Origin of the sequence: Larkinella soli (assembly GCF_003703975.1) — a bacterium.
Lineage (GTDB): Bacteria > Bacteroidota > Bacteroidia > Cytophagales > Spirosomataceae > Larkinella > Larkinella soli.
The window spans coordinates 200,111-219,712 of record NZ_QTJY01000003.1 but is presented as its reverse complement, the minus strand read 5'-3'; the positions used below and the strand labels follow the sequence as shown (position 1 = coordinate 219,712).

The following is a 19,602-nucleotide window of genomic DNA, read 5'->3' as shown; positions in this document are numbered from 1 at the left end:
CTGCCCCCTTCAGGGGGTTGGGGGGTATTATTACACGACTACATCCCCATACGCATGAATTTTTTCACAGATCAGCCGGAGCGAGCTTTCCAGGTCGCCGTCGGCGGTTTTGAAGGCGTCGGCGTCGATGGTCAGGGGAGCGCCGAGGACCACCAGCGGGGCGCCGTATTCCGGGCAGCGGATGGCCTGTTCGAGCGTCAGTCCACCCACGGCCTGCACCGGCACCTTCACGGCCTGCACCACCTCCCGCAGCTGGTCGAGGGGGCTGGGCATCCGGTGACCGGCGGCCGCAATGCCCCGGCGCTCGTCATAGCCGATGTGGTGGATGACGTAGTCGCAGCCGAGGTCTTCGAGCCACTTCGCGCCTTCGACCATGTCGGGGCAAACCATGTTGTCGCCCATGACCTTGACGCCGAAGTCGCGTCCGGCCTGCACCACGCACTTGATCGTTTCGGCGTGGGCGCGGGCCATCACCACCACGTGGGTGGCCCCGGCTTTCGCCATCATTTCGGCTTCGAGGTAGCCGCCGTCCATGGTTTTCAGGTCGGCCACGATCGGGACGCCCGGGAAGGCTTCGCGCAGTTTGCGGACGCCGTGCAGCCCTTCGGCCAGAATGAGCGGGGTGCCGGCTTCGAGCCAGTCGACGCCCGCCCGCATGGCCAGGGCCGCGGTTTCCAGGGCTTCGTCGATGTTGGTCAGGTCGAGGGAAATCTGAACGATGGGTTTCATGGCGTTACGTTTTTTACACTTGGTTCGGCCGGGAAGACCGGCTTCCGTTTCAGTCTGGTCAGGAGCGTACCGGCCAGAAAGATGGTCAGCGTGCCGATCACCATGATCATGTTCTGGTGAAAGGGGCTGCGCAGGGCCGCGTACTCGTCGGGGATCCGGGAGGAAAACGTCATCCAGACGATCACCAGGATTCCGATCAGCGTGGCCGTCAGGGCCTCCGCGTTCCGGGTCTGCCGCGAGATCATTCCGAGCAGGAACAGCCCGAGCATCCCGCCCGCAAAGATGCCCGACAGCATCCACCAGATGTCGAGGACGCTCTTGACCCCGATCATGGCAATGCCCGTGGTCATGCCCAGCAATCCGAACACCGTCGTGGCGATGTAAAGCAGCCGCATCGCCTGCCGGTCGGTCAGGTCGGATTTGAAATACCGCCGGTAAATATCGACGGAGAAAACCGTGGCGGAGGCATTCATCCCGGAACTGATCGTACTCATGGCGGCTGAGAGAATGGCGGCCACGATCAGCCCCACCAGCCCGGCCGGCACCTTGTTGACCATGAAATGCGGCATCACCTTGTCGCCAAAGTCGGCGGGGGAGAGGGTGGCCGCCAGCCGGCGAAGTTCTTCCGGCGAACCGCCCGGCAGCCGGTCGGCGGCCGCCTGCATCCGGACCGCTTCCAGCAGGTTGGGATGAGCCAGGTAATAGGCGTAGAGGCTGGAACCGATGACGAAGAACATCAGCGAAACCGGCACATAGAGGTACACGCACAGCCAGATCGAGCGGGTGGCTTCCCGGGCGGAGGTGGTGGTGTGATACCGCTGGACGTAGTTCTGGTCCATCCCGAAGTTGTTCAGGTTCATGAAGAACCCGTAGAGCAGCACCACCCAGAAGGTGGATTGGGTAAAGTCGGGCCGGAAGCTGCCGAGGCTGAACTTGTCGGCGGACTTCCCGATCTCAACCACCCGGTCGACCCCGCCCGGCATCCCGGCAATGACCAGATACAGGATGATCAGCGCCCCGGCGGTCTTGATGACGCCCTGCACCACTTCCGTCCAGATGACGGCTTCCATCCCGCCCAGTACCGTGTAAAAAATGATGCATAAACCGACCACGATCATGATCGTCGCCATCGGGTAGCCGGTCAGGGCCTGAAGGCTGAGCGCGATGCCGAAGAAGATCGACCCCATCCGGGCGAGCTGCGTCAACAGGAAACAGACCACGGCGTAGGTCCGGGCCCAGGCCCCGAAGCGGTGTTCGAGGTGGGTGTAGGCCGACACCTCGCCGGTGCTGCGGTAAAACGGCACGAAAAACCGCGACGCCACCCAGGCCGCCAGCGGCATCGAGAGGCTGAAGACGAAGGAGTTCCAGTTACTGCCGAAGGCTTTCCCCGGCACGCCCAGGAAGGTGTTGCTGCTCAGAAAGGTGGCGTAAATCGACAGCCCGATGGCCCAGCCCGGAATCTTGCCCGAAGCGGTCGTAAACTGGTCGGCATCCTGGTTTTTGCGCGAGAAATAAATCCCGACGGCCACAATGCCCACGAGGTAGGCCAGGATCACCAGCAGGTCGAGGACGGGTAATGTTTTCATGTCAGAGGACGGACGGGATCGAATACTGGTCGGCCAGGGCGTGGAACGAGTCCATCAGCGAGTGCAGCCGGATCTGGTCGGCGTTGCCCGGCGTTTCGGCCGGGATGCGGGTGACGGTCTGGATCGGAAGCCCCCGCCGTTGCAGGAACACCTTGGCCGCGTAGGGATAGAAGTTGTGGGTCGTCCGGTCCATCATCGTCAGGAAGGCGTGCAGGCGGTTCAGGGCGTCGGTCCGGCCCCCGGAGCGGTATTCGCGCAGCAGGTAGCTGTAGAGTTCCGGGTAGAAATTGGCCGAGATGGGAGAGAGGCCGTCGGCGCCGGAGTCCAGCGAGTCGAGGGCCGTGGCGGTATCGGCGTTGAAAAATCCGAGATTGCTGCCGGCCACCGCCCGGATTTTCCGGTCCAGGGTGCCCGAGTTGCAGCTCGTATCCTTGTGGTACAGAAACCGCCCCGTGGCCGCCATCCAGCCCATCAGTGCCGGGCTGAGCAGCCGTTTGTAGGGTACCGGGCACTCGTACACGCCGAGCGGGATGGTGCCGGTTCCGTTCAGGATCTGTTCCAGCCGGTGCATCAGCACCTCCTCGTTCTCGTCGGGTTCGGCCAGCATGCTGGTGATCAGCACCACCGCGTCGACGCCGGTATCGTGAAGCCGGTGGATGAATTCGATATTGTCCGACACGTCCCGGCTGAACGTGCCGGTGGCAATGACCGGCACGGCCCCGGCGCCGGCCTTTACCACCGTCCGGCAAACCTCCAGCCGTTCTTCCCGCGTCAGCTGGTACATCTCACTCGACAGGCAGTTGGCGAACAGACCGCTGGAGCCGGCATCGATGTAGAGCCGGGTCAGTTTTTCCAGCCCCGCCGTATCGACGTGGTTGGTCGGGGTAAAGGGCGTCAGCATGACGGGCCAGAGCCCGCCCGGCAGCTTATTCAACTGGGACATGTATCGTTTTTTCAGGTAATACTTCAATTGCGGGGATTCGGGCCACCTTCCCTCCAGGATTTCTTCCCAAAAAATAGCCTGAAAAGTAGGGGCCGGAGTACTATACGCGGTCCCGATCCCCAATGATTTTACTAAAGACAGATGAACCCCATCCCATACCCTTCCCTGCGTCAAAAGCTGAAAGCCGGCCGGAACGTCTACGGAACCTGCATCACCTCGACGGGGCCGATGTGGCCCGACGCCCTGAAGCAGGTCGGCCTGGATTTCGTGTTTCTGGATACGGAACACATCCCGCTGGGCCGGCCCGAACTCGCCCGGTTGTGTCAGATTTTCAAAGCTTTAGGGGTAACGCCCATCGTGCGTATCCCGAAGCCGGACCCCTTCCTGGCCTGCGTCGCCATCGACGGTGGGGCCGTGGGGGTGGTGGCTCCGTATCTCGAATCGGTCGATCAGGTGCTGGACCTCGTCGGGGCGACGAAATACCGCCCGCTGAAAGGCGAGCGGCTGGCGGCCTGCCTGAAAGGCGGTGAAATTCTTTCCGAAGAACTAAGGAGATATATCGATCGCTATAATGCCGACCACCTCTGCATCGCCAACATCGAAAGCCGCCCCGCCCTCGAACGGCTCGACGACCTGCTGGCCGTCGACGGGCTGGATGCGGTCTTCATCGGCCCGCACGACCTGTCGGTGAGCCTGGGCCTGCCCGAGCAATACGATCATCCGGAGTTCGAAGCGGCCGTCCGGACCATCATCCGGAAATGCCGGGAGCGGAACAGGGCCGTCGGTATCCATTTTTCGCTGGAACCCGAACGGCAGGTGCGCTGGATGGCCGAAGGGGCCAACATCGTCGTCCACAGCTTCGACGTCGCCCTGTTCAGCCAGCGGCTCCGGCACGACATCGGCCTGATCAAACGCGCGGCCGGAGAGGTTCCGGCTGTCGATAACGGCGCCCTGCCGGTCGTGTAACCCACCCTGTACCCAATTTATTTTCCCACGATTATGAGGACATGATTACTACCGAGCCTCCCTATCTTTCCGCCGTCCGGGCCCAGCGGCCTCCGGCCCGGCGGCTGAGCACCTGGCTGCTCGTCGGCCTGTCCCTGTCGGTCGGCTGGGGCATCCGCGGTAACTTCGGCCACGAATACGGCGCGGCTTTCGCCGGCTGTCTGGCCGCCCTCACCGTCAGCCTGCTGTCGGGCCGCGACGACTGGCGGGAGCGGGTTCTTTATTTCGGCTTCTACGGTGCCATCGGCTGGGGGTTCGGCGGGTCGATGTCGTACATGCAGATGATCTCGGCCACCGAGAGCGGGCAGGCGGCTTCGCAGTGGTACGGCTACGTCGCCCTGTACTACATCGGCTTTCTCTGGGCCGCCCTCGGCGCAGCCGGCACCGCCTTCGCGGCCGTAGCCGAACGGCCGGCGCTGGTAAAGCTGTTCAAACCCATTCTGTTCGTGTTCGGCGCCTGGCTGCTGCTGGACCTGATCGAGGACCCGGTGGCGCAGGCCCTGCAGGACGGCGCTTCCTTCGACCATACCTGGGCACGGCACAAAAGCCCTCTTTACTGGTTCGACGCCGACTACCTGGCGGCTTTTTTTGCCCTGCTGGGGGTGGGTGTCTACGACCTGACCGAATCGCGCGGGTTGTACCGGTGGATTCTGCCGATCTATGCCGGAGCCGGGGCGCTGGGTGGCTGGCTGATTCAGTGGCTTCTGCGGTTGACGGGGCTGGAAAACCGCCTGGCTGCCCTGCTGACCTACCCGCTCGGCGACCCGGCCTACCTCGACCCGGCCACCGGCCAAAGGGCCTTCGGTCCGGATGACTTTCTGAACAACTGGCCGCAGTGGTTCGGGGATTACCCCGGGCACGTGGGCTGGGTCGTGGGGCTGGTACTGGGCCTGACGGCCTGGTTCGTTCAGTTCGGGCGCTTCCGGAACGGTTCGTCGCTGATCGTCTACATGGCCTCGGGCTGGCTGCTGTCCTTTCTGGCCTTCCCGGTATTGGGAAGCCTGTTTTTCAGGGAAGCCGGCGGCCTCCGGATGACCCCGCCCCGGGCCGACGACTGGGCCGGAATCACGGGGGTCTTTCTGGGCATGATGCTGTGGATGCGCCGGAACCGATACCTGCCGGTGGCGCTGGCGTCGGTCATGGCCGGAACGATCGGCGGGTTGGGTTTTTCGGGGGTCCAGTGGCTCAAGCAGCTCTTGATGGCCCCGGGGAATCCGCGCATTCCGGCGGCTCAGGGGTTCGGTCCGGGCGACGAGGTCTACGACCGCACCCTGATCGACTGGGCGGCCTGGCAGGGGCAGAACTGGCACAGCTTTCTGGAACAGACCTACGGCTTCGTCAACGGCCTGTCGGTGGCCGTGGCGATGGCCATGCTGGCCTCCCGGCTGCCCATTCAGCGGGACGCCGGTCCGCGGAAAGGGCGCTGGACGCTGGGCTTTGCGGCTTTTTTCCTTCTGCTGGCGATTCCGTACGTCAACCTCGTAAAAAACGTGAAGGAGTGGGGCGACCACCTGAACCCGGACGTCTGGAAGCGCGTGGCGGAGCAGGCCGACGGCTCGACGCAGAGCCTCCCGGCTTTGTGGGACATTCCTTACCTGGGTCATCTGCCGGGCGGCCACTGGCTGAGCCTGACGCCGGAAGGCTGGTTCAACCTGACCTGGCTGCTCATCACGGCGGTGTTCGTGGTGGTTATCCGGCGGCACCTGCGCGAACCGCTGGCCCTGATCCCCGAAACCTGGCTCGGCAAGGGGCAGCTGGTATTTCTGATCCTGCTGTGGCTCATGGTGATCGGGAATTTCGAGCGGGCGCTGGTGGGCTGGACGCCGACCCGCCTGCTGACCGAATGGGGCATCTTCCTGAATGCGTCCGTCGCCACCGTGCTGGTGCTGCTGGCGCCCCGGCGGAAAGAAAATAGCGTCGTGATGAGGAGTACGGAGCCTCTGGAACCTTTGTATGGCAGGGCGTGCCGGCGGGCGATGGCCGCCGGGATCCTTTCCGGGGTTCTGTTTCTGGTCACGAACCGGATGATCTACCGGTATCCGGCCGACAGCCGCACCGACCGGGCGAAGTATTTCACCCGCTTCGGCCCCGAAGCCAACTGGCGGGCCCGTCCGAACCTGAAAAACGCAACGCATAAGTAACATGGATGAAATTCGCTGGGGCATGATCGGCGTGGGAAACGTGACCGAGAAGAAAAGCGGACCGGCCTTCAACCGGGTGCCCCATTCCTCACTGGTGGCCGTTATGGGCCGCGACGCCGAAAAAGCCGGGGATTACGCCCGTCGTCACGGGGTTCCGAAATGGTATACGTCGGTCGATGAGCTGATTGCCGACCCGGAGGTGAATGCGATTTATATCGCTACCCCGCCCCACGTGCACGAGGACTATACCGAACGCGCCCTGCGGGCCGGAAAGCCGGTGTACGTCGAAAAGCCGATGGCGCTGAACGCGGAGGAATGTGCGCGGATGAATGCCGTCAGCCGCGAAACCGGGGTGCCGCTGTTTGTGGCCTTCTACCGGCGGTCGCTGCCTTACTTCCTGAAACTGAAGGAACTGGTGGACACGAAAGCCATCGGCGACCTCCGGGCCGTGAACATCACCCTTCACTGGAACCCTTACGAGGAGGAGGTGGGGGAGAGCCCCAAACCGCGCTGGCGGGTCGACCCGGCCGTGTCGGGCGGGGGGCATTTTCATGATCTGGCCTGCCACCAGTTTGACCTGCTCGAATTTGTGCTCGGCCCCGTCCGGACGGCGTCCGGCATCGCCCGCAACCAGGCCGGGCTATACGGTGCGGACGACATCGTGGTGGCCACTTTCGAGTTCGAGTCCGGGGTGCTGGGCACCGGGAGCTGGTGCTTTACGGTCAACCGGGGGCAGCGCATCGACGAGACGCAGCTGATCGGGTCGAAGGGGAAGATCACCTTTTCTTACTTCGAGAAATTTACCATCCGGGTCGAAACCGACGATTCGACCGAAGAATTTCACCTTCCCTACCCGGAACACGTGCAGGAGCCGCTGATCGGCACCATCGTGCAGGAACTCCGTGGAGAAGGCCGCTGCCCGAGTACCGGCGAAACCGGGGCGCGGGCCAACTGGATTATGGATTTGATTACCCGAACCTCATGAAAAACGCTTTCTCATTCCTTCTTGCTTTCGTTACCGCGCTTTCCGTTACCGCTCAACCTGCCTCAAAAAAAGCCGCTTCTTCCGCGAAACCCGCCCCCCTGGCCCGCCCGAAACTGGTGGTGGGCATCGTGGTCGATCAGATGCGGTATGATTACTTTTACCGGTATTACGACAAATACGGCGCGGGCGGCTTCCGGCGCCTGCTGGCCGACGGCTTCAACTGCCGGAACAATCATTATCACTATGCCCTCACCGTGACGGGGCCGGGCCACGCTGCGGTCTACACCGGGTCCATGCCGGCCATCAACGGCATCGTGGGCAACGAGTGGTATGACCCGTTTGCCCGGAAGGGGGTCTACTGCGCGGAAGACAGCACCGCCCGGACCGTCGGGAGTGAAAATCCGGCCGCCGGGAAGATGTCGCCCCGCAACCTGCTGACCAGCACCGTCACCGACCAGCTCCGCATCGCCACCAACTTCCGGAACAAAACCATCAGCGTCGCCATCAAGGACCGGGGGTCGATTCTGCCCGCCGGACACACCGCCAACGGCGCCTACTGGTTCGACTCCAAAACCGGCAACTGGATCACCAGCACCTTTTATATGAAGGAATTGCCCCAGTGGGTGAAAGACCTCAACGCAAAAAAGCTGCCGACCGAATACACCCGGCGGGGCTGGAACACCCTGCTGCCCATCGCGGAATATACCGAAAGCACACCCGACGACCAGCCTTACGAGGCCAGGCCGGCCGGGGCCACCAAACCGACGTTCCCTTATGAGCTGGCCGGTCTGGCGGGCAACGCCTTCGGCACAGTGACCGGCACCCCCTGGGGCAATACCATGACGAAGGACATGGCGATGGCGGCCGTCCGGGGCGAAAACCTCGGCAAGGGCGACTTTACCGATTTTCTGGCGATCAGCTTTTCGACGCCCGACCAGATCGGCCACGGCTTCGGCCCTAACTCAGTCGAACAGGAGGACATTTATCTGCGGCTCGACCAGGAGTTTGCCGACCTGCTGACGTTTCTGGACGGCTGGGTGGGCAAGGGAAACTATACGGTTTTCCTTTCGGCCGATCACGGTGTCATGGACATTCCGGGTTTCTGGAAGCAGCATAACCTGCCCGCCGGCCTGATCGACGCCCGCCAGCTGACCGCCACCGTCAGAAAGGCGGTTTCCGACGCCTTCGGTACGGCCGACCTCATCCTGGCGAGCGAAAATTACCAGGTCTACCTAAACCCGCAGATGCTGAAGGAGAAGAAGGTTTCGGTCGAGCAGGTGCGCGACGTTATCCGGGAAGCCATCCTGCCGCTGCCCGGTGTCGCGGACGTCATCAGCCTGCGGAATCTGGGTACCGCCGGCCTGAACGACTATCTGCTGCCGCTCTACAAGAATGCCTACAATGCCAAACGGAGCGGTGATATTCAGATCGTCACCCAGCCCGGATGGTTCGCCGGCGGGGCTACCGGCACGACACACGGCTCGCCCTATAACTACGACACTCACGTGCCGTTCCTGCTCTACGGGTGGGGCGTCAAACCCGGCGAAACCCTCCGCCGGACCACCGTCGCCGACATTGCCCCCACGATCTCCGCCCTGCTGCACATCCTGCCCCCCAGCGGCAGCGTCGGCCAGCCGGTGGAGGAGGCTCTGAAGAAGTGATCACCTTCGGATCAGCCAGATTTCGGTGACCTGGGAGCCGCGTTCGCCTTCTCCGCAGGTCCAGATGAAAGTGACGCGGCCGTCGGCGGTGGCGGCTTTCGGCACCTCGAACTCGAAGATCGGCTGCTCGCCGGTTTGCAGGAAATCGTGGATGACGCGGCCGTCGTCCGTGGTCAGTTTCATGCGCGACCGGAACCGGCCGGTATAGGCGATGCGGAGCGTGTAGGCCGCCTGCGGGTCCAGTTCGTCGTAGGCGATCTTCAGCGGCTGGTCGTACAGCGTCTTGGCCTGTTTCATCCAGGCCCGGGGCGTAATCTCTCCCTTGAAGCCGGTGGCTTTGATCTCATCGACCCACTCCACCCCGACCAGCCCCACCCCGAAACCGATGCGCGGGGACTGAAGGCTGCCGGGGTCCTGCTCCCAGGGCGTTTCCTGAACCACCCGGTGCCAGCTCTCCGGCGACCCGAAATGGTCGTAAAAACCGCCGGGACCGGGGTCGGTGCGGTGCAGAGCCTCCCGGATTTTCCGAAGCCGGTCGGTGTCGGATTCCAGTCTGGCGATGCGGCTCAGCTGATCGAGGAGCCAGGGGGCATCGTTGAGCGGAATATCGATGTTGTCCAGAAAATTGCCGCGTCCGCTCATGGCCCCGTGCCGTTCGATGGTCAGCTGGGCACCGATGCTTCGGTAGAGCGAGTCGGCGAGCGCGAAGCATTTCCGGCGGTAGGCCGGCAGGATGGGTTTGGTGCGGGCCTGATCCAGAAGGTCCCGGGCCTGCCGGATGGCTTCGGCCGAGCCGCCCGGCGTCGCGGTTTCCAGCACTTCCCGGGCCTGTCGCTCCAGCTCGGTTTCGTAGATCAGCCGCCCGCGGGTGTAGGCATCGAAATACGCCCGGATCAGGCCCATCTGAAACCGGGGGTTTCGCAGCACCTTCGGCGGGGCCGTCCGCTCCAGTTCCTGCCACTGCATGAGGGTCCGGTCTACGGTTTCGCGGGTGAGCAGCGGACCGCGCAGGTTCTGCTCCAGCGCCAGGAGCCCCTGGGCCGCCGTTTCCGTGTATTCCGGTCCCAGGAACAGCCGGGCGTAATCCCGCAGGGTCTCGATCACGGGCGTTTCGGGGCTCCAGTCCTGATCGCTCCAGACGAACTTGTTCACGTCATCGTTGGTGCCCTCGGAATAGCTGATGCTGCCCGCTCCGTATTCATCGAGGGCGTTGTGGATGGTTTTTTCGTCGTGGGGCCGGGGGTTGATGCTCTCGCGGCCGAGCGTCATGGCCCAGGCGAGGTCCCAGTGCGGCACCGGGTATTGCGAACTGTAATTATGCGTAATGTCGGGGTAATGGCGAATGGGAATACGGGCATTCAGCCGCCTGCGGATTTCCTGCACCGGCATCTTTACCCAGGGACCGAACACCACCCCGCCGAACCACGGCCGCTCCCGGTTGACCTGCGCAAAAAAGGCGTCGAACCAGGCCTGCGTCGGCCGGAATACCTGGGGAGATACCCAGATTTTGGCGTTAGGGTGATACCGATGCAGAACGGCGGCCATTTTTTCGAGCCACGCGAACAGCACATCCGGCTCCAGCTCGCCCGGGTCACCGCCCGGCACGAAGACGTGGTCCAGCTTCGGGACGGCCGCGAACACCTCCTGCCGCTCCTTCAGTTCGTTGCGGATCGAATCGGGATGGACGTAATCCAGCCCCATGTTCGGGTACCACATCCAGACATCCAGCCCGTAGGATTGACCAATCCGGGATTGCTCCGCGATCATCCGGATCGGCGGAAGCTTCATGTGGCGGCTGGTCGCATCGTCGTCCGTCCGGGGCGGAACGATCTCGATGGAATTGGCGCCGAACAGGGCCAGTTCCCGGATGTACTGGTCGAAACGGGCCACCGAAAAGGCGTCGTAGGCGTTGGTCTTGGGCCGGTATCCCAGCTGATGCCCCCGGATCGGATAGCGCGGGCTGGTGGCGAGGGCGGGGGTGTTTTCCAGCTGAACCCGCCCCGGCTGCATCGCCAGCTTCCGCAAAAGCCGCCCGACTCCGTACAGCAGACCGCGGGCGTCTTTCCCGACGATCACCACCGCCCCGGCTTCTGGCATCACCAGCCATCGGAACCCTTCGGCCTGAATGACAGGTAAAGCCTGCACCGCCGTTCGGACGGCGGAGGGCCATTGCGGCACCTCTTTTTCAGTGGCCAGCCAAACGGCGGGTTGCCCGGCGCCCGGTAATTTCTTCACCAGCGGCCACCTCAGCCCCGTTCGCTTTTCCACTTCCTGCTGAAGCACTTCGACCGTTCGGAGCAGGGTATTTTGGTCGGAAACGGCCGTGTAAATCTGAGCCCGGCTGAGGTCGAGGGGCTGGCCGAGGGCCGGGCGGGGCAGGAGAAAGAGCAGAAGGAGCAAATGCCTGTACATGGGAAAAAGGGTATTTTGCCGAAAGCCGCGCTCAGGGCCGGCGGGTTCGGTCCAGGTTAAAAAGGCGGGTCATTGGCCGATGAACCGAAGCTCCCGCGCCCGGATTTCCGGGACGATGTAAGCCTTGTCTTTTTCGGGATAGCCGACCTGCCAGGGCGACGGCCCGACCCACTCGGTCTTTTTGCCCGACATTCGAATTCGTCCGTCGCCGGAAATTTCCACTACCGTGAAAAGCGGGTCTTTGTACGGGGCGGTGTACTTGATCCACTTGTAATTTTTATCCACTTCAGGGCTGTAACGGACGTGTCCGTATTCTTCGCCTAACCACTTGTAGGACATGGAATTGATGCAGATGTACCAGATGCCGTTGACCTGCTCGGCCCGGTCGTAGTGGATGTGTCCGTAAAAATTGGCGATGATGCGGGGGCGGCCCGGGGTGGCGTTGTGGGTTTCGAGCAGGGTACGGATTTCGGCGGCATTGTCGACCCCGTCGAGGCCCAGGCCCTGGTGGGAGAAGATCACGATGGGTGCCTGGGCCCGGCCCAGTTCCTCCCTGAGCCAGGCCAGCTGCTTCGGTCCGATGTGCTCCTGATAGCCTTTCTGTTCCGGAAATTTTTTATCGTTGCCGTCGAGGACGATGAAGTGAAAACCGTTGGTCATGAACGCATAGTACGACGAAGGCATATTCCGGTAGGCCAGCGCCTGTTCCAGCGAGTAGCCCCCGTCCATTTCGTGGTTACCGATGAGGTGGTATTTCGGGCCGGGCCAGGCGTTCCAGCGGTCGAAGGCCGACCGGTATTTTTCGGCCGGCGTTCCGAAGTCGCCCAACTCGATGATGAAGTCGGGGCGGGCGGTTTTCATACTGTCCAGAAAGGTCGTCAGGCGGGCGTCGGCATCGTGCATGGTCGGCACGTGGAGGTCCGCGAACATCCCGATCCGAACGGTAGCGACGGTTTTTTTCTGAGCGGAAACCGGCGAGAGGGAGAGCAGAAGAAGCAGGAAGCCGAGGCAGGTTTTCATGACGGGTGGTCGGTAGCGGAAATCCCGGGAGGGTTATAGCCGGATAAAAATCTTTCGACGATACAGCATCCAGGCCGGAATGAAATTGATCCCGACGAAGCACAGGGCATACAGCATACTCGCCAGGCGAGGGTCGCAGCCAAGGCCGGTGAGCAGGGAAACGCCGTGTTCGTTGAGCGATTTTCCGCCGAACCGGGCCCCGTAAAAAACCAGAGCCAGCAGATCGGCCAGAACATAAACGGCAATGGCGTTGGCGCCGAAGATAATGCCCGGCCGGGTGCCGCCGGTTCTGCCCAGCACATCCACCAGAAAATAGACCGCCCCGAGCAGCAGGGCGGCAAACCCGGAGGTGACCAGCACGAACGAACTGGTCCAGAGGTTCTCGTTGACCGGGAAAGTCAGCCCCCAGACGTACCCGAGGGCCGCCGAGAACAGCCCGGCCGTCATCAGGTAGTTTACTTTCTCATTCCGCGACAACCCGCTGAGCATCAGCCGACCGGCCAGCATCCCGGTGATGCCCGAAACTGCCGAGGGGAAGGTGCTGAGGATACTTTCCGGGTCCCAGGTACCCTGCCACATCCGGCCGGGCAGATAGAGACTGTCGAACCAGGCCACCAGATTTTTACCCGGTTCGAGCAGGACGCGGCCGTAGCCGGGCGTCGGGATGAGGGTCAGGGCCAGCCAGTAGGCCACCAGCACGAACGCGCCGATCCAGGCCTGTTTTTTCCAGTCGGTATTCAGGAAGAGGAGGGCGCAGAGCAGAAAGACGAGCGCGATCCGGTGCAGGGTGCCGGTCCAGCGCAGGTCGGCGAAGTTGAAGTCGGGCAGCAGGTTCAGGAACATGCCCACGGCAAAGATTTTGAGCGACCGTACGACGATCTTCCGGACCATGCCTCCCTTCGGTTCGCCGGACGCGAGCCTTCGGGAATAGGCAAAGGCGATGGAGACGCCGATGATGAACAGAAAGGTCGGGGCAATCAGGTCGGTGAACGACAGGCCGTTCCAGCGGGTGTGCTGCAGGGGGTGGTAGACGTGGTCGCCGTCGCCGGGGAAGTTGACCAGAATCATGGCCGCGATGGTGAAACCGCGCAGGGCATCGAGCGACACCAGCCGGTCGGAGGCCGTGCGGCCGGCGTCGGTGGGTGGATTTGGCCGGTTGGTTTGGGTGATCATTCGGGCAGCGTTTGAAAAAGTCTGGAAACGCAATGGTATTTTTAATACGTCAATCCGTATTATTAAGGCTACTTAACCCCCCGGTTCATGAAGAAAATAGTTCAGGTCTGCCTGTTTATCGCCTTTTCCCTGTTGCTGGATGCCTGCCGTACCACCGGAAACACCCCCGGTGACATTGCCGTCTCCTGGGAGTTAGTCAGCAATTTTACCAAAGTTCCCAACGGCTTCGATGCCCGTTTTACTCTGACCAACAACGGAAAGGAAACGCTTGGGGAAAAAAACTGGGCGCTGTTCTTCAGCATGGCGCCCCGACCCATTCAGAAAACCGCCACCCCCGGCCCGGCCACGGTGCAGCACATCAACGGCGACTGGTTCAAACTGGTGCCGGAGAAGGGCTTCAGCCTCGAACCCGGCAAATCCGTCGATATTCCGTACAGCGGCTACGATGCCGTCATCAAGGTGACGGACGGCCCGCTGGGTCCGTACTTCGTTTTCTATGACGACGACGGAAAGGAGAAGGAAATCGTGCCGGTCGCGAATTTTACGGTGAAGCCCTTTACCCGGAAGGAGCAGATGCTGCGCGGCCCCAATGACCTGCTGACCCTGTCGACGCCCGAAAACCATTACCGGGAAAACGAGGGACTGAGCGCGGTCCCCCAGGCCGGTCTGCTGAAAATCATCCCCTCGCCGGTTCGGATGACGGCCGGTGCCGGCACGTTCACGCTCAGCGGACAGGTGCCGGTCTTTTACGGCGCGGGCCTTGAAAACGAAGCCAAATTTCTCGGTAAACGACTGAAAGACCTGACCGGCACCGATTTTTCGGCCAAAGCGGGCGCCGGTTCCGGCCCGGCCGTCGTCCTGAAAACCGGTCCGGTTTCGGTGAACGGCGTCACGAAGGAAGCCTATCAGCTGGTCATCGACGCGAACGGCGTCACCATCACGGGCAGTGACGCGGCCGGGGTGTTCTACGGCATTCAGAGCCTGCTGGCCCTCGCGCCGACCGACGCCTACCTGAAACCGGCGGCTTCCCTGCCCCTGGCCCACACGCGGATCGAGGATGCGCCCCGCTTCGGGTTCCGCAGCCTGCACGTCGACGTGGCCCGCAATTTCCAGACGAAGGAAACCATCCTCCGCCTGCTCGACCTGCTGGCCGTCTACAAGATCAACCATATGCTGTTCTATACCACCGAGGACGAAGGCTGGCGGATCGAAATCGACGGGCTGCCCGAACTGACGGAGGTGGGCGCCCGGCGCGAACACGCTTCCGGCAAGGAGGCTCCGGTGCTGCACCCGGCCTACGGCTCCGGCCCGAAAGCCGGCGACCCCGACAAGCACGGCAGCGGGTTCTACACGAAAGCCGACTTCATCGAAATCCTGAAATACGCCCACGAACGGCACATCAAGGTCATCCCGGAACTGAACTTTCCCGGCCACGCCCGGGCCGCCATCAAGGCCATGGAAGCCCGGTATAACCGGCTGATGAAGGAGGGGAAGGAAACCGAAGCCAACGAATACCGCCTGATCGATCCCGAAGACAAATCGGTGTATCTGTCGGCACAGGGCTATACCGACAATGTCGTGAGCGTAGGCCGGGAATCGACCTACCATTTTTACGAGAAGGTGGTCGACGAACTCGCCAAGCTGTACCGGGAAGCGGGCCTGAAGATGGACGTCATGCATGCGGGCGGGGACGAGGTGCCGGAAGGGGCCTGGACAAAATCACCTCAGGCGGCCGCCGTGCTGAAGCAGAACCCGGGCATCAAAGACCCCAAGAACCTTCAGACTTACTTTTTCGGCAAACTGCTCGACCGGCTTCAGAAACGGAACCTGGAGGTGCACGGCTGGGAGGAAGTGGCGCTGACCAAATCGCCCGAGGGAAAATACCTGCCAAACCCCGCCTTCGCGGGCCGCCGGGTGGTACCCTACATCTGGAACAACATCTTCGACCTGGACCTGGGCAACCGGCTGGCCAATGCCGGTTATCCGGTGGTGCTGTGCAACGTGACCAACTTCTACTTCGACCTGGCCTACAACAACGACCCGCTGGAGCCGGGCCTGTACTGGGGCGGCTTTGTCGATACGCGCAACAACTGGGAATTCGCTCCCTTCGATATGTTCAAGACCACCTACCGGACCTCCCTCGGCAAACCGCTGGACTTTAGTGGTTTGCAGCGGATGAAACCGGAGGCCCGGAAGAACGTGATCGGGCTGGAGGCCCAGCTCTGGAGCGAAACCGTCAAGGGCCGCGACATGCTGGAATATTACATCCTGCCCAAGCTGATCGGGTTTGCCGAGAGCGCCTGGGCGGCCGAGCGCCCCTGGGAAACCATCGAGGACCGGGCCGCCCGCACGAAAGCCATCCAGACCGGCTGGAACGTCTTCGCCAATACCGTGGCGCAGCGGGAACTGCCCCGGCTGGCGACGCTGAACGGCGGGTATAACTACCGGCTGCCGCCCCCCGGCGCCGTGATCGAAAACGGGCAGATGAAGGCCAATACCGCCCTGCCCGGTCTGACGATCCGGTATACGACCGACGGCACTGAACCGACCGCCGGCTCGACCGTATACAGCGGGCCGGTAGCGGTTTCGGGCGCCGTCCGGCTGAAGAGTTTCGATGCCGCGGGCCGTTCGAGCCGGAGTACCGTGCTGACCCCCGCACCCTGAGCGTAACCACCCATTTTTCGATACGTTATGACCATTGGAGTTGATCTGGGAGGAACCAATATCCGGGCCGGTCTGGTGCTCGACGGTTCCATCGTGCGCCAGACCGCCGTTCCCCTCCGGCAGAAAGAGTCACTTCCGGCCACGCTGGCCCAGCTGACGCGCCTGATCCGTCCGCTGACCGAGTTTCCGGTCAAAAGCATCGGCATCGGGGTGCCGTCCGTCGTCGATGTGGAGCGCGGCATCGTTTACAACGTCGTCAACATCCCCTCCTGGGAGGAGGTGGCCCTGCGCGACATCCTGGAGAACGAGTTCAGCCTGCCGGTGATCGTCAACAACGACGTCAACTGTTTCACGCTCGGCGAACACCGCTACGGGCTGGCCCGGACCTACCGCTCCGTGGTCGGGATGGCGATCGGCACCGGGCTGGGGTCGGGCATCATCATCGACAACCGGCTCTATACCGGCCATAACTGCGGGGCGGGGGAGATCGGCATGCTGCCGTACCTCGACCGGAATTTCGAGTATTACGCCTGCAACAACTTCTTTGAATCCCTCCACGGCCTTTCGGCGCTGGAGGCCGGTCAGGCCGCCGGGCGGGGCGACGCCCGGGCGCTGAAGCTCTGGGCCGAGTTCGGCACCCACCTTGGTTTTGCCATCAAGGCGGTTCTGTATGCCTACGACCCGGAGGTGATCGTGCTGGGCGGATCGGTGTCCAAGGCCTATTCTTTTTTCGAAGGAGCTATGTTCGAGGCCTTGGAGGACTTCGCCTGGCCCGAATCGCTCCGGCGGCTGAAGATTTTCCAGTCGCAGAACGAACAGATCACGCTGTTGGGGGCAGCCGCACTGGAATGAACCGGAGTCCGCTGATTGTCCTTCTGATTCTGCTGATTTTCTTCGTCATCTCGTTCCTGACGAACATCCTGGGGCCGATCATTCCCGACCTCATCGCGGGCTTCCGCCTGAGCATCGGGCTGGCGGGGTTTCTGCCGTTTGCCTTCTTCGTGGCCTACGGCGTCATGTCCATTCCGGCGGGGGTGCTGGTCGAGAAATACCGCGAGAAGCGGGTGCTGTGGTGGGCCTTTCTGCTGGCCTTCTGCGGGGCGCTGCTGTTTGCCCTCGTTCCCGGTTTTGCGGTGGCGCTGGTGTCCCTGTTCCTGATCGGCATCGGCATGGCCATGCTTCAGGTGGTAATCAACCCGCTGCTGCGGGTGGCCGGCGGGGAGGAGCATTTCGCCTTTAATTCCGTGCTGGCCCAGCTGTTTTTCGGCGGGGCCTCCTTCCTGAGTCCGCTGCTGTACAGCTACCTTGTGCGGCACGTCCATTCCGGCGATCCGTCTCCGCTGATGCGACTGTTCGACCGGCTGGTACCGCCGACGCTGAAATGGGTCTCGCTCTACTGGGTGTTTGCCGTCATCGCCCTGCTGATGGTGGTGGTGGTGCGGCTGGTGCGGTTTCCTGAGGTGGAACTGAAGGAGGACGAACGCATCGACACCGGCCGGGCTTTCCGGGAGCTGCTGGACAGCCGCACGGTCTGGCTGTTTTTCCTCGGCATATTCTCCTACGTCGGCACCGAGCAGGGCATCGCCAACTGGACGTCGAAGTTTCTCCAGACCTACCACGGCGTCGATCCGGCCACGACCGGGGCCACGGTCATTTCGTGGTTCTGGGGCCTGCTGACCATCGGCTGCCTGCTCGGGCTGCTGCTGCTGAAGGTCGCCGACAGCCGGCGGGTGCTGGTCCTGTTTACGGTAGGGGCCATTCTGTCCCTGCTGGCGGGTTTATTCGGCAGCCGGGAGGTAGCGCTGATCGCCTTTCCGGCCACCGGTTTTTTCGCATCGGTGATGTGGTCCATCGTGGTGTCGCTGGCCCTCAACTCCGTCCCGCATCATCACGGCACCTTCTCCGGTATCCTCTGCACCGGCATCGCCGGGGGCGCCGTCGTGCCGCTGATCATCGGCGGGCTGGCCGAGCTGACGGGCCTGCGGACGGCCCTGCTGTTTCTACTGCTGACGCTGGGGTATATTCTCAGCATCGGTCTCTGGGCCAAGCCCCTGGTGAACAACAAAACCGTGACGAAACTGAAGGAACTATTTGCGTAGGGAAGGGATGAGCCGGTCGGGTGAAAAGGGAAGAGGCATTTTGTAGGCCTCTGATTTTCCGTAACTTAGTCAGGTACTTCTCTCCGAATGGCTATGGCTGAAACACTTGCAACGATTCTGATCCCGGACATCAGCGGCTTCACTGAGTTCATGACGACCAACGAACTCAGCCATGCCTCGCATGCCATCAATCTGCTGATGGACGCCATGCTGGAAGCCGTCGGTGATGAGTATGAGGTGTCCGAGATCGAGGGCGATGCCGTCCTGCTGCTCCGGAAAGGGCCGGCCCCTACCCGCGAAAAAATTCAGGAGACCTGCCTTAAAATCTTCAATGCGTTCCATTTCCGGCGGGCCTGGCTACAGCAGTATACCATCTGCCCCTGCGGAGCCTGCCAGGCGATCATCAACCTCTCGCTGAAATTCGTCGTTCACCATGGCCCGCTGGCCGAAATTAAAGTCGGGAAGTTCGTCAAACATTCGGGGCCGGATATGATCGTCGCCCACCGGTTGCTGAAAAACAACATCGGACATACTGAATACCTGCTGGTGACGGAAAAACTGCTGGAGCAGGCCGCCGACTCGACCGAACATGCCGAATGGAGCCGGTCCTTCGACGAGTATGCCTCCCTGGGCCGGGTCCATTACCGCTTTTCCCTGCTCAGCGAAGCCCGCCGGCTCGTTCCGAAACCGCCCGAACCGCCCGGTTATGCTTCGACGGATTCGACCTCCTACCTTGAGCTGCCGATACAGGCTCCCTTTCAGGAAGTCTACATGGTCGTCGCGAACATGGCCGCCCGTTCCGACTGGGTGCCCGGCCTTCGGGAGGTGGGGCAGGACCGACCGGAGGTATTTATCGGAAGCCGGCACCTGCTCCGGTTCGATACCTTTCAGGCCCTGGTATCCCCGGTACGGATGACGATTTCGGAGGAAGGAATCCTGTATGCGGAGAACTGGCGGATCGAGGAGCAGGACCTTTCCCTGATCTTCGAATACGTTTTCCGGAATCAGGAGGAACGACTGTGCGGCTTTGCCGCCCGGTTTCTCAATGCCGGGGATACCGCATGGCCGGATCAGGACCGCACCGCGCTTTTCCGGCAGCTGCAGGACACGGCGGTGCAACTCAAAACGTTTTGTGAGAAGAATTTCGCGTCATCCGGTCCGCCGGGGACTGCCTGACCACCGTA

Annotated in this window: 14 protein-coding genes; 8 read left to right on the top strand and 6 right to left on the bottom strand. The window is 62.3% G+C overall.

Going from position 1 to position 19,602, the window contains the following annotated elements:
* Positions 1-30: 30 nt before the first annotated feature.
* The 3 genes from DX909_RS10675 to DX909_RS10665 are packed head-to-tail and all read right to left on the bottom strand — an operon-like array spanning position 31 to position 3,258.
* The gene (locus DX909_RS10675; RefSeq protein ID WP_128545161.1) at positions 31-729 is read right to left on the bottom strand and encodes an orotidine 5'-phosphate decarboxylase / HUMPS family protein; all 699 of its coding nucleotides are present in this window, start codon (positions 727-729) and stop codon (positions 31-33) included.
* Entirely contained in the window at positions 726-2,315 is a 1,590-nt protein-coding gene (locus DX909_RS10670) for a sodium:solute symporter family protein (protein WP_128545160.1), read from the bottom strand. The genes DX909_RS10675 and DX909_RS10670 overlap by 4 nt, the downstream gene beginning before the upstream one ends.
* 1 nt (position 2,316) lies before the next feature.
* Positions 2,317-3,258, bottom strand: a complete 942-nt coding sequence (locus tag DX909_RS10665; protein ID WP_128545159.1) for a dihydrodipicolinate synthase family protein — start codon at positions 3,256-3,258, stop codon at positions 2,317-2,319.
* 141 nt (positions 3,259-3,399) lie between these two features.
* On the opposite strand from DX909_RS10665, the gene DX909_RS10660 reads away from it, so the two are divergent.
* Genes DX909_RS10660 through pafA form a run of 4 tightly spaced genes read left to right on the top strand, consistent with a single transcriptional unit; the run spans position 3,400 to position 9,050 of the window.
* Positions 3,400-4,224: an HpcH/HpaI aldolase family protein gene (locus DX909_RS10660; protein ID WP_128545158.1), complete on the top strand. Its 825-nt coding sequence runs from the start codon at positions 3,400-3,402 to the stop codon at positions 4,222-4,224.
* 41 nt (positions 4,225-4,265) lie between these two features.
* The gene (locus DX909_RS10655; protein ID WP_128545157.1) at positions 4,266-6,404 is read left to right on the top strand and encodes a hypothetical protein; all 2,139 of its coding nucleotides are present in this window, start codon (positions 4,266-4,268) and stop codon (positions 6,402-6,404) included.
* 1 nt (position 6,405) lies between these two features.
* Positions 6,406-7,389: a Gfo/Idh/MocA family protein gene (locus DX909_RS10650; RefSeq protein ID WP_128545156.1), complete on the top strand. Its 984-nt coding sequence runs from the start codon at positions 6,406-6,408 to the stop codon at positions 7,387-7,389.
* Complete coding sequence (gene pafA / locus DX909_RS10645) at positions 7,386-9,050, top strand: alkaline phosphatase PafA (protein ID WP_128545155.1); 1,665 nt, start codon at positions 7,386-7,388, stop codon at positions 9,048-9,050. Before DX909_RS10650 ends, pafA begins: the two co-directional genes overlap by 4 nt.
* On the opposite strand, the gene DX909_RS10640 is transcribed toward pafA, so the two are convergent.
* The 3 genes from DX909_RS10640 to DX909_RS10630 form a co-directional block, all read right to left on the bottom strand.
* Complete coding sequence (locus tag DX909_RS10640; RefSeq protein ID WP_128545154.1) at positions 9,051-11,462, bottom strand: hypothetical protein; 2,412 nt, start codon at positions 11,460-11,462, stop codon at positions 9,051-9,053.
* 69 nt (positions 11,463-11,531) lie between these two features.
* Positions 11,532-12,482 (bottom strand): metallophosphoesterase family protein, encoded by a 951-nt coding sequence (locus DX909_RS10635; protein ID WP_128545153.1) that lies wholly within the window; start codon positions 12,480-12,482, stop codon positions 11,532-11,534.
* Between the two features lie 33 nt (positions 12,483-12,515).
* The gene (locus DX909_RS10630) at positions 12,516-13,655 is read right to left on the bottom strand and encodes an acyltransferase family protein (protein WP_128545152.1); all 1,140 of its coding nucleotides are present in this window, start codon (positions 13,653-13,655) and stop codon (positions 12,516-12,518) included.
* Between the two features lie 87 nt (positions 13,656-13,742).
* On the opposite strand from DX909_RS10630, the gene DX909_RS10625 reads away from it, so the two are divergent.
* The 4 genes from DX909_RS10625 to DX909_RS10610 all read left to right on the top strand — a co-directional run bounded on the left by DX909_RS10625 (position 13,743) and on the right by DX909_RS10610 (position 19,594).
* On the top strand, positions 13,743-16,319 hold the full coding sequence (locus DX909_RS10625; protein WP_128545151.1) for a family 20 glycosylhydrolase: 2,577 nt from the start codon (positions 13,743-13,745) through the stop codon (positions 16,317-16,319).
* A 27-nt stretch (positions 16,320-16,346) separates the two neighbouring features.
* Positions 16,347-17,171 (top strand): ROK family protein, encoded by an 825-nt coding sequence (locus DX909_RS10620; RefSeq protein WP_128545150.1) that lies wholly within the window; start codon positions 16,347-16,349, stop codon positions 17,169-17,171.
* Positions 17,168-18,418 carry an MFS transporter gene (locus DX909_RS10615; RefSeq protein ID WP_128545149.1) on the top strand — a complete coding sequence of 417 codons (1,251 nt, stop codon included), beginning with the start codon at positions 17,168-17,170 and terminating at the stop codon, positions 18,416-18,418. The genes DX909_RS10620 and DX909_RS10615 overlap by 4 nt, the downstream gene beginning before the upstream one ends.
* A 93-nt stretch (positions 18,419-18,511) precedes the next feature.
* The gene (locus tag DX909_RS10610; RefSeq protein ID WP_164851255.1) at positions 18,512-19,594 is read left to right on the top strand and encodes a DUF2652 domain-containing protein; all 1,083 of its coding nucleotides are present in this window, start codon (positions 18,512-18,514) and stop codon (positions 19,592-19,594) included.
* Positions 19,595-19,602: the final 8 nt, after the last annotated feature.